The 12,648-nt window shown below is 69.7% G+C and carries 9 protein-coding genes; 4 read left to right on the top strand and 5 right to left on the bottom strand.

Annotation, left to right across the window (positions count from 1 at the left end; genetic code table 11):
- Positions 1-54 precede the first annotated feature (54 nt).
- Both HUA76_RS19865 and HUA76_RS19860 read left to right on the top strand, forming a co-directional pair.
- Positions 55-1,983 (top strand): ABC-F family ATP-binding cassette domain-containing protein, encoded by a 1,929-nt coding sequence (locus HUA76_RS19865; RefSeq protein ID WP_174457213.1) that lies wholly within the window; start codon positions 55-57, stop codon positions 1,981-1,983.
- Positions 1,984-2,086: 103 nt separating this feature from the next.
- Positions 2,087-3,478 (top strand): fibrinogen-like YCDxxxxGGGW domain-containing protein, encoded by a 1,392-nt coding sequence (locus HUA76_RS19860; protein WP_174461793.1) that lies wholly within the window; start codon positions 2,087-2,089, stop codon positions 3,476-3,478.
- Between the two features lie 50 nt (positions 3,479-3,528).
- Here HUA76_RS19860 and HUA76_RS19855 read toward each other — a convergent pair whose 3' ends face one another.
- A complete protein-coding gene (locus tag HUA76_RS19855; RefSeq protein WP_174461792.1) occupies positions 3,529-5,985 on the bottom strand; it encodes an ABC transporter permease in 2,457 nt (818 codons plus the stop codon).
- 288 nt (positions 5,986-6,273) lie between these two features.
- Here HUA76_RS19855 and HUA76_RS19850 point away from each other — a divergent pair, with 288 nt between their 5' ends.
- Positions 6,274-7,179 (top strand): flagellar motor protein MotB, encoded by a 906-nt coding sequence (locus tag HUA76_RS19850; RefSeq protein ID WP_371745609.1) that lies wholly within the window; start codon positions 6,274-6,276, stop codon positions 7,177-7,179.
- 64 nt (positions 7,180-7,243) lie between these two features.
- Here HUA76_RS19850 and HUA76_RS19845 read toward each other — a convergent pair whose 3' ends face one another.
- The 3 genes from HUA76_RS19845 to HUA76_RS19835 all read right to left on the bottom strand — a co-directional run bounded on the left by HUA76_RS19845 (position 7,244) and on the right by HUA76_RS19835 (position 11,126).
- Entirely contained in the window at positions 7,244-9,145 is a 1,902-nt protein-coding gene (locus tag HUA76_RS19845) for an OPT family oligopeptide transporter (protein ID WP_174461790.1), read from the bottom strand.
- A gap of 123 nt (positions 9,146-9,268) precedes the next feature.
- Positions 9,269-9,775 carry a peptidylprolyl isomerase gene (locus tag HUA76_RS19840; RefSeq protein ID WP_141647585.1) on the bottom strand — a complete coding sequence of 169 codons (507 nt, stop codon included), beginning with the start codon at positions 9,773-9,775 and terminating at the stop codon, positions 9,269-9,271.
- A 73-nt stretch (positions 9,776-9,848) separates the two neighbouring features.
- Positions 9,849-11,126, bottom strand: coding sequence for a dicarboxylate/amino acid:cation symporter (locus tag HUA76_RS19835; protein ID WP_174461789.1), 1,278 nt, complete (start codon positions 11,124-11,126; stop codon positions 9,849-9,851).
- Between the two features lie 107 nt (positions 11,127-11,233).
- On the opposite strand from HUA76_RS19835, the gene HUA76_RS19830 reads away from it, so the two are divergent.
- Positions 11,234-11,872, top strand: coding sequence for a 2OG-Fe(II) oxygenase (locus HUA76_RS19830; protein WP_141647583.1), 639 nt, complete (start codon positions 11,234-11,236; stop codon positions 11,870-11,872).
- Here HUA76_RS19830 and HUA76_RS19825 read toward each other — a convergent pair.
- Positions 11,851-12,633, bottom strand: a complete 783-nt coding sequence (locus HUA76_RS19825; protein WP_141647582.1) for a DNA methyltransferase — start codon at positions 12,631-12,633, stop codon at positions 11,851-11,853. The genes HUA76_RS19830 and HUA76_RS19825 overlap by 22 nt on opposite strands.
- Positions 12,634-12,648 lie beyond the last annotated feature (15 nt).

Here is a 12,648-nt window from a genome sequence, read left to right as displayed (position 1 = left end):
AGGCGCTCCTCATCAGTGAGGGGCGCCTTTCGCCTTTTCAGGAGTCAGAACACCGTGACGCTGCTTCGTGCCGCCAACGTCCAGCTCAGCTTCGGCAGTCGCACCGTCTTCCAGGGCCTCACCGTCACCATCGAAGAGGGTGAGCGCGTGGGCCTGGTGGGCGTGAATGGCTCCGGCAAGACGTCGCTGATGAAGATCCTCGCGGGCGCGGCGAAGCCCGACACGGGCGAGCTGCAGCTGCGCCGTGGCGCCCGCGTCACCTACCTGCCCCAGGAGCCGGAGTTCGCCGAGGGCGCCACGGTGGCCTCGGAGCTGTCCGTGGCCCAGGGCCCCCTGCGCGAGGCGATGGCCGCCCAGGCGGAGCTCGCGCTGAAGCTGGAGGCCTCTCCCCCGGAGGCCCACGAGAAGCTGATGGAGCAGCTCGCCGTGGTGTCGGACCGCATCGAACAGCTGGGCGGCTGGGACACCGAGCACCACGCCAAGACGCTGCTCGACAGGCTGGGCGTGAAGGACTGGGACCGCCCGGTGGCGCAGCTGTCGGGAGGCCTGCGCAAGCGCGTGGCCATTGCCCGGGCGCTCCTCACGCGGCCGGACATGCTGCTGTTGGACGAGCCCACCAACCACCTGGACGCGGACACGGTGGACTGGCTGGAGGAGGAGCTGGACAAGCTGCCCGGCTCGCTCCTGCTCGTCACGCACGACCGGTACTTCCTGGATGGGCTGGTGGACCGCATCGTCGAAATCCAGCCGGGCGGCGGCGTCACGTCCTATCCGGGCAACTACCAGGCGTACCTGGAGCAGAAGCTGGTGGCGCAGGAGAACGCCGAAGTCTCGCAGCACAAGCGCGAGCGGTGGATTGCCCAGGAAGTCGCGTGGCTGCGCCGGGGCCCCGAGGCGCGGCGCACCAAGAGCAAGTCGCGCATCGACCGGGCACAGAAGCTGATGGCGGAGAAGGGCTTCCAGCGCCCCAAGGTCGCCGACCTGCGTGTGATTGCCGCGCCCCGGCTGGGCCACACCGTCATCGAGTCGGAGGGGCTCCAGAAGTCCTTCGGTGAGCGCAAGGTGCTGCAGGGCGTGGACTTCCGGCTCCAGCGCGGCGAGCGCGTGGGCCTCGTCGGCCCCAACGGCGTGGGCAAGACGACCTTCCTGCGCGTCATCCTGGGGGAGCTGCCTCCGGACGGCGGCAAGCTCGTCATCGGGAAGAACACCAAGGTCGCGTACTACGACCAGAACCGGGCGCAGTTGGACCCGGAGATGACGGTGTACGACGCGGCCTCGCAGGGCGAGGACTGGGTGGACCTGGGCGACCAGAAGGTCGCGCTGCGCGACTACCTGGACGACCTGCTCTTCCCCGTGCCCATGCAGCGGATGAAGGTGAAGGCGCTGTCGGGCGGCGAGCGCAACCGGCTGCTCCTGGCGCGCCTGTTCCTGGAGGGCGCCAACGTGCTGGTGCTGGACGAGCCCACCAACGATTTGGACATCGTCACGCTCAACGTGCTGGAGCGGCTGCTGCTGGACTTCGGTGGCAGCACGCTGCTCGTCACGCACGACCGGTACTTCCTCGACAAGGTGGCCACCAGCATCGTGACGTTCGACGGCAACGGCCGCGTCACGCGCTACGAGGGCAACTACGCGATGTACCGGCGGCTGAAGGAGCAGTCGGATGCCATGGCCGCGAAGGGCGCGCCGAAGAAGGACGAGCCCGCCCCCGTCGCCCCCCTTCCCGCGGCGAAGCCGGAGGCGCGCAAGGCGGTCAAGCTCTCCTACAAGGACCAGCGCGAGCTGGACGGTATGGAAGCCACCATCGAAGTGGCCGAGAAGCGCAAGGCGGAGCTGGAGGTCCAGCTCGCCGACCCGACCATCTACAGCAAGAGCGGCAAGGTGGCGGAGGTGCAGAAGGAGCTCGACGGCGCCATCGCCGACATCGACCGCCTCTACGCGCGCTGGCAGGTCCTCCAGGACCTCGCGGCCGGCTCGGCCTAGCCGCTCCATTCCATGCGCGGCCGGAATTGCCGGCACGCGAAGTTTGCCATTCAATCCAGGGGCTCTCGCGGAGCCATCCCTTCCCTCCAGGGAGTCCCCTGACATGTCTTTCATTTCGTCCCGCCCGGTGCGCCGGGTGCTGTCACCGCTGTGTCTGTTGCTGGCGTGGGGCTGTCATTCGGAGGAGGCGAGCCTGGAATCCGCGCCGCCCGCCCTGGCCACATCCCGCGCCGCCGTGGAGGAGGCACCGCCGGAGAGCCTTCCCTCGGACTTCCTCCAGGACATCCAGCTGGCGCTGCCCGAAGGACAGTCCGTCCTGGCGCACCATCCGGAGTACCTGTCGTCGAGCTTCGACCCCAACGTGCGCGTCGTCGCGGAGTCGGATGTCTGGGTGACCTTCGTGTCGGAGGCCGCGACGTTCCTGAACGCCTTCGGCTACTTCACCTATCCGGAGAGCAGCCCGCCCACCACGACGGTGGGCCTGCAGAAGCACCTCGTCTTCGGCAACGCCTCCGCCTGGGGCTCCGGGGGCACGCTGTCACCGGGTGACCGCATGCGCCTGGGACGCTTTCCCGCGGGCACCCGGATTGGCTTCTTCCTCGTCTCCAACGGCTGGGATTGGGGCCAGGTCGACTACGGCCGGACGACCTACTACTCGGTGGATGCGCTGAATCCGGAGCCCCTCGCGTCGCAGCGCCGGCACCTCGTCTCGCTCTACCACCCGGGCGCGCAGCGGCGCGTGCTGGCCTTCGAGGACTTCGACCGCGCCCACGAGCAGGCCAACAACAACTTCTCCGACCTCATCGTTTCCGTCACCAGCAACCCCGCGACGGGCACGGACCCTTCGGGTCCGAGCATCCCCGACAAGCCCTGCCCCGAGTCCCCCACCGCCGCGCCCGCCTCGTGCCGACTGCTGCACCAGTACTGCCCCGCCCTGCCCAGCGGCGTGTACGCGCTGAACCCCTGTGACACCGGCGCCACGCAGCACTACTGCGACATGAGTTCGGAGGGAGGCGGGTGGACCGTCGCCGGCTGGCAGGCGGCCTCGGCAAGGACGAGCCTGGGGCTCACCTCGCGTGGCACGGTGGGAAGCGAGGACTGGTCTCGCGGACTCGCGTGCGTTCCCTTCACCGAGATTCGCGTCTTCAACCGCACCTTTGGCGAAGGCTTCGTCCAGGCCTACCCGGCCCAGACGTGGAACCACACCGCGGTCAACATGGCCATCGGCACACCGGGCATCGCCTTCAAGCAGGGCACCTACGGCCCGGCCAGCTCGGAAATCATGATGGGCTGCGTGGGCTTCAGCTGGCGAGGCGGCGTCTACCTCGAGATTGCCTGCGACAATGACCACGAGGGCCGGGCAAGAGGGCACCTGGCGGACTACGCGGGCGAGTACTGCGCGGGAGGGCGGCTCGACTCCACCTGGGCCTGGAGCGACGGCACCACCTGCCGCTACCGGAGCACGCCCTACACCTGGGGCTTCGCCATCCGCTGACAGGCGCGGGGCCCACGCAGACCTCGCGCGTGGGCCCGTCCCTCCGCTCATCAGTCGTACTTGAGCGCGATGATGGGGTCCACGCGCGAGGCCCTCAGGGCCGGCAGCCACGTGGCGACGAGTCCCACGGCGAGCAGCACCAGCGGCGCGGTGACGAAGGCCCATGGGTCCAGCGCGCTGACGCCGTGCACCATCCCGGAGACCACCCGCGTCAGGCCCAGCGCGCCCACGAAGCCCAGCGCCACGCCCGCGCCCACCGAGCCCAGGCCCTGGAGGAACACCAGCCGCACCACCTCGCCGCGCGTGGCCCCCAGCGCCAGCCTCACGCCCATCTCCCGCGTGCGCTGACTCACCAGATAGGACAGCACCCCGTAGATGCCCACCGCGGCCAGCCCGAGCGCCAGCGCCGCCATCAATCCCAGCAGCACCATGTTGAAGCGCTCGGAGCCCAGCGTGCGCGTCACGTGGTCTCCCAGCTTCAGCGACTCCGTCACCGGCTGCCGCGCGTCCACCGCCCACAGCTCGCGTTGCACGGACGCCACCAGCGCCGCGTGCCCCCCGGAGGCTCGCACCAGGAGGTTCTGCGGCAGCATGCGCACCAGCATCCCGTTGAGCGTCGGGGCCACCTGCCCCGAGGCCACGTACAACACCGCGGGCGATTCCCGGTCCAACCCGTTCTCGCGCACGTCGCGAACCACGCCCACGATGACGCGCGGCACGGTGTCCTGCAGCGACGGCACCGTGTAGGCCACACGCAAGCTCTTGCCGATGACATCCTCGCCCGGCCAGTACTTGCGCGCGGCCGTCTCGTTGATGACCACGACGTGGGGAGCCCCCGCCACGTCCGTGTCCGCAAGCAACCGGCCTCGCACCAGCTCCAGCCCCAGGGCACCGAAGTACCCCGGCGACACGGGCCGATACTGGCCAAACCCCACGCCAGGGCCGTCCAGGCGGCCCTCGAACTTGCCGTCGATGGCGAAGCCCATGCTGGGCCCCAGCTCCATCGGCAGGGCGGGCGTGAAGCCAACCGCCGTCACGCCCGGCAGCGCCCGCACCCGCTCCTCCACCTGACGGTGGAAGCGCTCCAGGGCTTCCCGCTCGCCATAGCGCCCCTCCGGAAGCGACAGGCGAAGCACGTGCACGTCGCTCGCATCGAAGCCGGGGCGGACGACCTGGAGCGCGCCAAAGCCCCGGATGAGCAGCGCGGCCCCCGTGAGCAACACCACCGCGAGCGCCACCTGCCCCACCACCAGCAGCTTGCGCGTCCTGCCGCCCCCAGGCCCCGACGTCGCCCGCTGCGCCCCTTGCCTCAGCGCATCCTGGAGGTCCGGCCGCGACGCCTGCCACGCGGGCAACAGCCCGAAGAGCACTCCCGTCAGCAGCGACACGCCCACGGAGAACACCAGCACCACGCCATTCAAGCCCACCGCCGCGCCCGGCACGGACAGCTCCGGGGGCGCCAGGGCCAGGAGCGCGGGCAGCACCGCCGAGGCCAGCAGCACGCCCAGTCCACCGCCGACCACGGACAACAACAGGCTCTCCGTCATGAGCTGCCCCACCAGCCGCCGGGCCGGAGCCCCCAGCGCCGCGCGCACCACCAGCTCCCGCTGTCGCGCCGCCGCCCTCGCCAGTTGGAGGTTGGCCAGGTTCACACACGCGATGAGCAACACCAGTCCCACCGCTCCCAGCAGCACCCAGAGCGCCAGCCGCAGGTCTCCCGCCAGGAACGTCCGCAGGTCCTCTGCGACGAACATCTCCCGCCCACGCAGCAGGTGCGGCGTGTCCGCGCGCAGCCGCTCGGACAGCGTCTTCAGGGCCGCGCTGACGCCCTCCGGCGACAGCCCCGCGCGCACCCTGCCAACGACGTAGAGGAAGTTGGAGTCATCGGTGTTCGTCAGGTCCAGTTGGAGCGGTGTCCACAGCTGCGCCTGCCGAGGATGCTGGAAGGACTCCGCCGCCACGCCCACCACCGTGTAGGGCTGGTCGTTGAGCGTGAACGAGCGGCCGATGATGTCGGGAGCGCCTCCGAAGCGCCGCTGCCACAACCCATGGCTGAGCACCACCACCCGAGGCCCGCCCACCACGTCCTCTTCCGGCAGGAAGCCGCGCCCCAGCGCGGGCCGCACGCCAAACGTCTCGAAGAAGTTCCCCGTCACCCGCATGCCGGACAGGCGCTCCGGGAGCCCATCCCCCATGACGTTGAAGCCCGTGGGCAGCAGCTCCGACGCGGCGACCTGGGAGAAGGGCGAGCCCTCCGTCGACAGCCAGACGTATTGCGCGATGGCCTGCGAGGTCGCCCGCCCGTCCTCATCCTGGCGAAACACCTGCACCAGCTGCTCGGGCTCCGGGTACGGCAGCGGCCGCAGCAACACTCCGTGAACCACGCTGAAGATGGCCGTGTTCGCACCAATGGCCAGGGCGAGCGTGAGAATGGAGACAACGGTGAAGCCCCGGCTCTTGAGCAACAGCCGGACGGCGTAGCGGAGATCCTCGAGGAGGATGGCCACGAAAAGGCTCCTGGTGGGGGACATGGACCCTACGCGGCGCCCCCGTCAGCCATTGCACCGGGTGTCTGTTTTCCCACGCGTGGGACAAGGCAATGACTTCACGGCAAGCCAGGGAGAATCCGGATGAGACTTCCGTCAAGCCGTTCCATGGGGCGACGCCTCGATACTTTCCGGAGAGGGGTGACTTGGAGGTCCACTTGCGCGCCCCCCTCCGCCATGCGAGTGCTTCGCGTTTGGGGTCCTCTGTTCGAGTGAGCTGCCATTTCAATGACTGCTGAAGGAGTCGTCGTGTCGTTCCGGCCCGCGGTTGCGTTGCTGTCGGCGCTGTTCTCTGTCGTCCTGGCCCTGCCCGCCTCCGCGCAGTCGGCCGCTCTGCCCACCTTCAACCTGCAACGGTTGGAGCTGGACCCGGCGGGCCTCGGCTCGCTCGTTGTCAGCACTGGCCGCACGCTGCCCGCGGGCATGGTGCGAGTGGCCGTACAAGGGCACTACGAGCAGCTCCCCTTCCACTTCCAGACGCGCTGGGAGCCAGGCGGCGGCATGGGCCTGGTGGAGAACAAGTTCACCATGGACGTGACGGCCGCCATCGGCGTGCTGGACTGGCTCCAGGTGGACGCGGAGGTGCCCTTCATCGTCACCCAGGGCGGCACCACCTTCATGGACGTGAACCCGCCGGAAGGTCAGGGCCTGGGCTCACCGTGGCTGGGGGCTCGCGCCGCGCTGGTGCGTCCGGCCTTCGGCTTCCAGCTCGCCGTGGACCTCTCCGCGGCCCTGCCCGTGGGAAGCAAGGAGCTGCTGGCGCGCGACACCTACGCGATGCACCCCAGCCTCCAGCTCGGCTTCCTCGCGGAGACGTGGCAGCTGGGCGCCGAGGTCGGCGTCTTCCTGCGCGAGAAGAAGAACCTGATGGCGCTGTCCGCCGAGTCCGCGGACGTCATCGGCAACGAGCTGCGGCTGGCCGGCACGGTGACGTCGCGCGCCGGAGAGCTGACGCGCGGCGAGGTGAGCCTGCTGCTCGGCGTGCCGCTCCAGGGAGGCCGCACGGGCGCGGAGCTGATGGTGGCCATCCGCCGCCACACCACGTCCTGGATGGACCTCTACGTCATGGGCGGCCCGGGTGTCGGCGCGGGCCTGGACACGCCCACGTTCCGCTTCCTGGCCGGGGCTTCGTTCTCCACCGGCCGGGTGGACTGACGGCGAGTCGTGAGGGCGCCTCGCTCTCCCCTGTTGGGGATTCGATGCGAGGCGCCGCTGCTGCCTACTTGGGCATCACCCCGAAGGCCTTCGCCATCGCGATGCCGATGCCCAACAGGCTCTCTCCCGCGATGAAGCCCGAGGACACGGGCAGCACGGTCTCCTCCGCGAGCTTCGGCGCCTTGCGACGCATCACCTCGGCGATGGCGGAGCCCAGGAAGAAGGCGATGGAGCTGGAGCCGGGGATGACGATGGCCAGCCCGAAGCCCGCGGGTGACGGCACGTAGCCCTTCAGCTTCACCGGCGCCCACCGCTCCAGCAGGACGAGGACGATGCCGAGCGTTCCGCCACACAGGGCGCCCCAGCGCGCGGTGACGGGCATCGCCGACACGCCCGTGGCGAGCAGCTTCGACACGCCGGCCCACACCATGGTGGCGGGCGCGGGGAACTCGGCCGAACCAAGCACGTCCGGGCTGGGGATGAGGATGTTGAACACCGGCACCACCACCGCCGCGCCAGCCACCACGCCGAACAACTGCGCGACGAACTGCTGGCGAGGGTTGGCGCCCAGAAGCCACCCGGACTTGAGGTCCGTCAGCAGGTCCGCCGCGTGGAGCCCCACGCCACCGGTGGCGTTGGCGCTCATCACGTTGGCGGGGATGTTGCCCGGCGCCAGGCCTCCGAAGATGAGCTGCGTGACGGGCCCCAGCGCCTTCGTCGGCGTGGTGTCCGTCTCACCCGTGACGCGGCTGGCGATGACGCCCATGACGACGGCCAACGGCATGGCCAGCACGCCCGCCCACCACGGAATCTGGAAGAGGTAGGCCATCAGGAAGATGGCGATGGGGCCCAGCACCGCGAAGCCCAGGGGGAACCAGGACGGAGGACACTCGATGCCCGCCAGCGGGTCCGCTTCCTCCTCCTTGGAGCTCTTGCGACCGAACAGGCCCGACAGCGCCTTGAAGGAGCGCGCCACGCTGCGCCACTGGAAGGCGAAGGCCAACAGGCCCGAGGACACCAGCACCGCCGAGCCCGTCCACACCATCCACGTGTTGATGGCCCGGTACGTCACTTCTGGAATGGCACCCTGGGTGACCATGGCGGGCGCGAGGAAGCCGTACGTCAGCACCGCGCCCAGCAGCATGGACCAGCCCGTGCGGAAGCTCACCAGCGCGCCGGCGCCCACCAGCAGCAGGCTGAAGTCGAACGACAGCGTCCACGCGGAGGCCTTCTTGCCCAGGATGGTGAACGGCATGCTCACCTTGTCCGGGATGTTGGTGAGCCACGTGAAGCGAGCATCGCGGAGCAGCACCAGCAGGGCGCCGATGAAGCCCGCGCCCGCCAGGAGCTTGGACTTGCGGCGGGCCACCTCGCCATGGCCGTGCAGGGCGCGAATGGTCTCCGCGGTGGCCGTGCCGGTGGGGAACGGCAGCGCCTCGATGTTGATGAGCTGGCGCTTGATGGGGATGGCCGCGAAGACGCCCAGCGCGGAGATGACGGCGAACCACACCACCAGCCAACCCGACGGCGGCAGCGCGCCGGTGAGCATCAGCAGCGCGGGGACGGCGGCCATGTTGCCACCGCCCGTCATGTAGCCAGCGGCCGACGCCACCGAGCCCATGGCGTTGTTCTCCAGCGCCGTGAAGTCGTTCTTCAACAGCCTGAGCGAGCGCAGCGTGCCGAACACCGCGAAGGCCAGGATGCACGCCGTAATCGTGACGCCCAGGCTCCAGCCCGTCTTGAGGATGACGTACAGGTTGGACAGGCACATCACCGCGCCAATCAACATGCCCGCGATGACGGCGCGCACGGTGAGCTGGCGCGAGCCCCCCTGGTAGACATTCTTCAGCCAGTACAGCTCCGGGTCCTGCGTCGCGGAAGCACCCGGCTCGCCTGCGTGCGGGTCGGTGGGCTGGAGGCGAAGCCCACTGGGGCTCGGAGTCTGTTGAGGGGGGGACTGGCTCATTGGGGCGGCAAAGATAGTGCACGCCCCTTCCCCGACGAAGCATTCACTCCGGCAGGCAAGCGAAAGGGGCGAGGCATTCCTGCCCCGCCCCTCCGTGTCGCCGCACGGCGTCACGCCCCGAGATCAGGCGTGGTCGTGCCCACCGGCCCCGTGGTCGTGCCCACCGGCCCCGTGGACGTGGCCATGGGAGAGCTCTTCCGAGGACGCCTGGCGGATGTCCTTCACCGTGACGTCGAAGTGGAGCGTCTTGCCGGCGAGCGGGTGGTTCAGGTCGATGACGATGTCGTCGCCCCGCACTTCCTGGATGCGCAGCGGGATGTCGCCCTGCTCCGTCTGGGCCATCAGCGTCTGGCCGGGCTGCGGGTTGAAGCCAGGGGGCAACATGGAGCGCGGGACGACGCGCACGCCCTCGGGGTCATGCTCGCCGTACCCCTGGGCGGGCTGCACCACCACCTGCTTGCTGTCGCCCTGCCCCAGGCCCTCCAGGGCGCCCTCCAGGCCCGGGACGATTTGGCGATGCCCGTGCAGGTAGGCGAGCGGCTGATCCGGCGCGCTCTGGTCGATGACCTGTCCGTCACCGAGGTGCAGCCGGTACTCCAGCGAGACAATCGAATCCTTGGTGACCCTCATGCGGGCTCCTATGTCGGGTGAGGCGGTGAGACGGTTTACCGGTGGGAAGGATGGGGACGGTTTATGCCCGGCGTCAGGAGGCAGTGGGGCCTGTCGCTCGCTCGACGTCCGTGCGGGCAGGCGGTTCCCCGCGCGCCACGTACACGGCGGCGGCCAGGTCCCCGGTGACGTTGAGTGTGGTGCGGCACATGTCCAGGAAGCGGTCCACGCCGAGGACGAGCCCCAGGCCCTCCACCGGAATCTTGAACATGCCCAGAATCATCGCGATGACCGGGATGGAGCCCGCGGGCACGCCGGCGGTGCCGATGCCGGCCAGGATGCAGATGAACATGATGAGCGCCTGCTGCCGCAGGTCCAGGGGCACGCCATACACCTGCGCGAGGAAGAGCACGGTGACGCCCTCGAAGAGCGCGGTGCCGTTCTGGTTCATCGCCGAGCCGGCGGTGAGCACGAAGCGCGACACGTTGGGCGGAAGCTTGAGGTTCTCCTCGGCGACCTTGAGCGCGGTGGGCAGCGTGGCGCTGGAGGAGGACGTGGAGAAGGCGGTGACGATGGCCAGGCGGCTGTCGCGGAAGAACTCGATGGGGTTGCGGCCCCCGAGGAAGCGCACCGACAGCGAGTAGACGATGAACATGTGGATGGCGAGCGCGAGCAGCACCGTGCCCACGTACGCGGCGAGCTGCCCGAGGATGCCCAGGCCCAGCTTCGCCGTCATGGCGAACAGCAGCGCGGCCACGCCGAAGGGCGCCAATTTCAGCACCCCGTCGATGAGCTTCATCATCACGTCGTAGAGGCCCTGAATCGTGTCGCGCAGGTGCCGCACGGGCTCGCCAGGGGTGAGGGCCACGCCCAGTCCGAAGATGAGTGAGAAGACGATGAGGCCAATCATGTCTCCGTCGGCCGCGGCCTTCAGGGGGTTGGTGGGCACCATGGACATCAGCACCGCGCCGAAGGACGTGTCGGACGGGGGCGGCGCCGCCTTGATTTGAGTGCCGCTTCGAGCGAGCGCGAGGGCCTCTTCGCTGAGGCCCACGCCGGGCTGGATGAGGTTGACGAGCACCAGGCCGATGAGGACGGAGATGGTGGACAGGACGACGGTGTAGCCCAGCGTGCGGACGCCCAGGCGGCCCACCTGCTTCAGGTCGAGCTCCGCGACGCCCATGACGAGCGCGGCGAAGAGCAGCGGCACCACGAGCATGAGCAGCAGGCGGATGAAGATCTGCCCCACGGGGGACGCCACGTTGGTGACGGTCCAGTCCAGCCAGGGGGCACCGCCGGCGAGCGCGTTGGCGGCGAGTCCCGCCACCGTGCCGGTGACGATGCCGATGAGCATCTTGTGGTGAGCCTTCATCGAGCAGCCTCTCCGCGTGCCTCCGGCAGGAGGGCAATGGGGCGCGCAGCCTACCGGCAAAGGAAGGTGGCGCCCACCCTTCGCATGGGACAAAGCTGCGGTCTCCCGTGGAAACCCTCGTCCAGCTCACTGAAGGCGCCGTGTCCCCTCCCCTCTTCCGGCGCCTGTTGCGGCGGCTGGGCGTGCTCGGCCGCGAGCGACTGAAGGACACCTACCAGACGACGTTCTGGTACGACTTCGGGCCACCGACCAACGTGGTGGAGGACGTCATCTCCAGCTTGCGGCCCCAGGTCGCCGGGAAGCGGCGCATCGCCGGGGTGGAGTGGTGGCTGTCGAGGATGTATCCGACGGACGTGCGCGTGGACTTCCACCAGGACCGGGACGAGAAGCTCGCGCTGCGCACGGGGAAGCTGGTGCATCCGCGCATCAGCAGCGTGTTGTTCCTCAACCGGGTGCGCGGCGGAGCGCTGGTGGTGACGCGAGAGAAGCCGGACGAGGCGAATCCGTCGCTCGCGCCCTCGCGCATGGACACCGCGGACCTGGTGACGCCGCGCCCCAACCGGCTGGTGCTGTTCGACGGCACGCTGACGCACGGGGTGCTGGACGCGGAGAACCAGATTCCGGAGGGGAAGCTGCCGGGGCGCTCGCGGCTGAGGCGCACACTGGTGATGAACTGGTGGGGACACCGGCCCACGGACGTGCCGCGCTGGTCGGAGACGCGGCTCTACCGGGCGCTGGGGGGCTGAGGGAAGGCGGCGGCCGTCTCGCGCAGACGGTGGGTGACTCGTTCGGCCCACTCGGGCTCGATTTCCAGGCACGCGGGCTGGCGGCCCAGACGCAGGGCGGCGGCGGGCATCGAGCCACTTCCGGCGAAGGGGTCCAGCACGGTGTCGCCGGGGCGGCTGTACGTGCGCACGAGCGGCTCGACCACGGAGAAGGGCTTGTGGTGGGGGTGGCTGCCCCAGCGCGCGGCGTCGCCGTCATCGTCATAGCCGCCGACGACGGCCCAGACGGTGGGCATGTCACCGGGGGCGAGCACGGGCTCGGGGGTGCGGGCGATGACGAGGGCCACCTCGTAGACGCGCAGGGTCTGCTCGTTGGCGTTCTTGTCGGTGGTGCGCTTGCCCCAGGTGAATTCGCCGCGCAGGTGGGGATAGCCCAGGGCCCTGGCGGCGGTGACGATGGGCTCCTTGCCGAGCAGGTTGGTCCAGATGACGAGGGGGGCGTCCGGGGTGAGGTGGGCCAGGGCGCGGGAGAGCCAGGCCTCGGAGAAGGCGCGGTAGTCGCGCACAGTCTCGAAGCGGACGATGGGGTTCTGGTCGATCTTCTTGTGGGCGCGTGGGTCTCTCAGGTCGCCGCCCTTGCGACGCCGGGTGAGCAGGCAATAGGGAGGGTCGGTGAGCAGGAGCGAGGCGCGGCGGTCGCCCAGGGCGGCGCGGTAGCCCTCGGGCTCGCGAGAGTCGGCGCGGATGCAGCGGAGGGCGTCGGAAGGGAGCGGGGAAGTCATCGTCCGGGACGGCAC

The organism is Myxococcus sp. CA056 (assembly GCF_013336715.1).
Lineage (GTDB): Bacteria > Myxococcota > Myxococcia > Myxococcales > Myxococcaceae > Myxococcus > Myxococcus llanfairpwllgwyngyllgogerychwyrndrobwllllantysiliogogogochensis.
The sequence above is the reverse complement of the archived record's forward strand: the minus strand, read 5'-3'. Positions and strand labels throughout refer to the sequence as shown.

Bases quoted from the DNA above. Each gene is read 5' to 3' on its own strand.
- HUA76_RS19860 (WP_174461793.1), top strand. From the start codon at position 2,087: ATGTCTTTCATTTCGTCCCGCCCGGTGCGCCGGGTGCTGTCACCGCTG.
- HUA76_RS19845 (WP_174461790.1), bottom strand. From the start codon at position 9,145: ATGAGCCAGTCCCCCCCTCAACAGACTCCGAGCCCCAGTGGGCTTCGC.
- HUA76_RS19840 (WP_141647585.1), bottom strand. From the start codon at position 9,775: ATGAGGGTCACCAAGGATTCGATTGTCTCGCTGGAGTACCGGCTGCAC.
- HUA76_RS19835 (WP_174461789.1), bottom strand. From the start codon at position 11,126: ATGAAGGCTCACCACAAGATGCTCATCGGCATCGTCACCGGCACGGTG.
- HUA76_RS19825 (WP_141647582.1), bottom strand. From the start codon at position 12,633: ATGACTTCCCCGCTCCCTTCCGACGCCCTCCGCTGCATCCGCGCCGAC.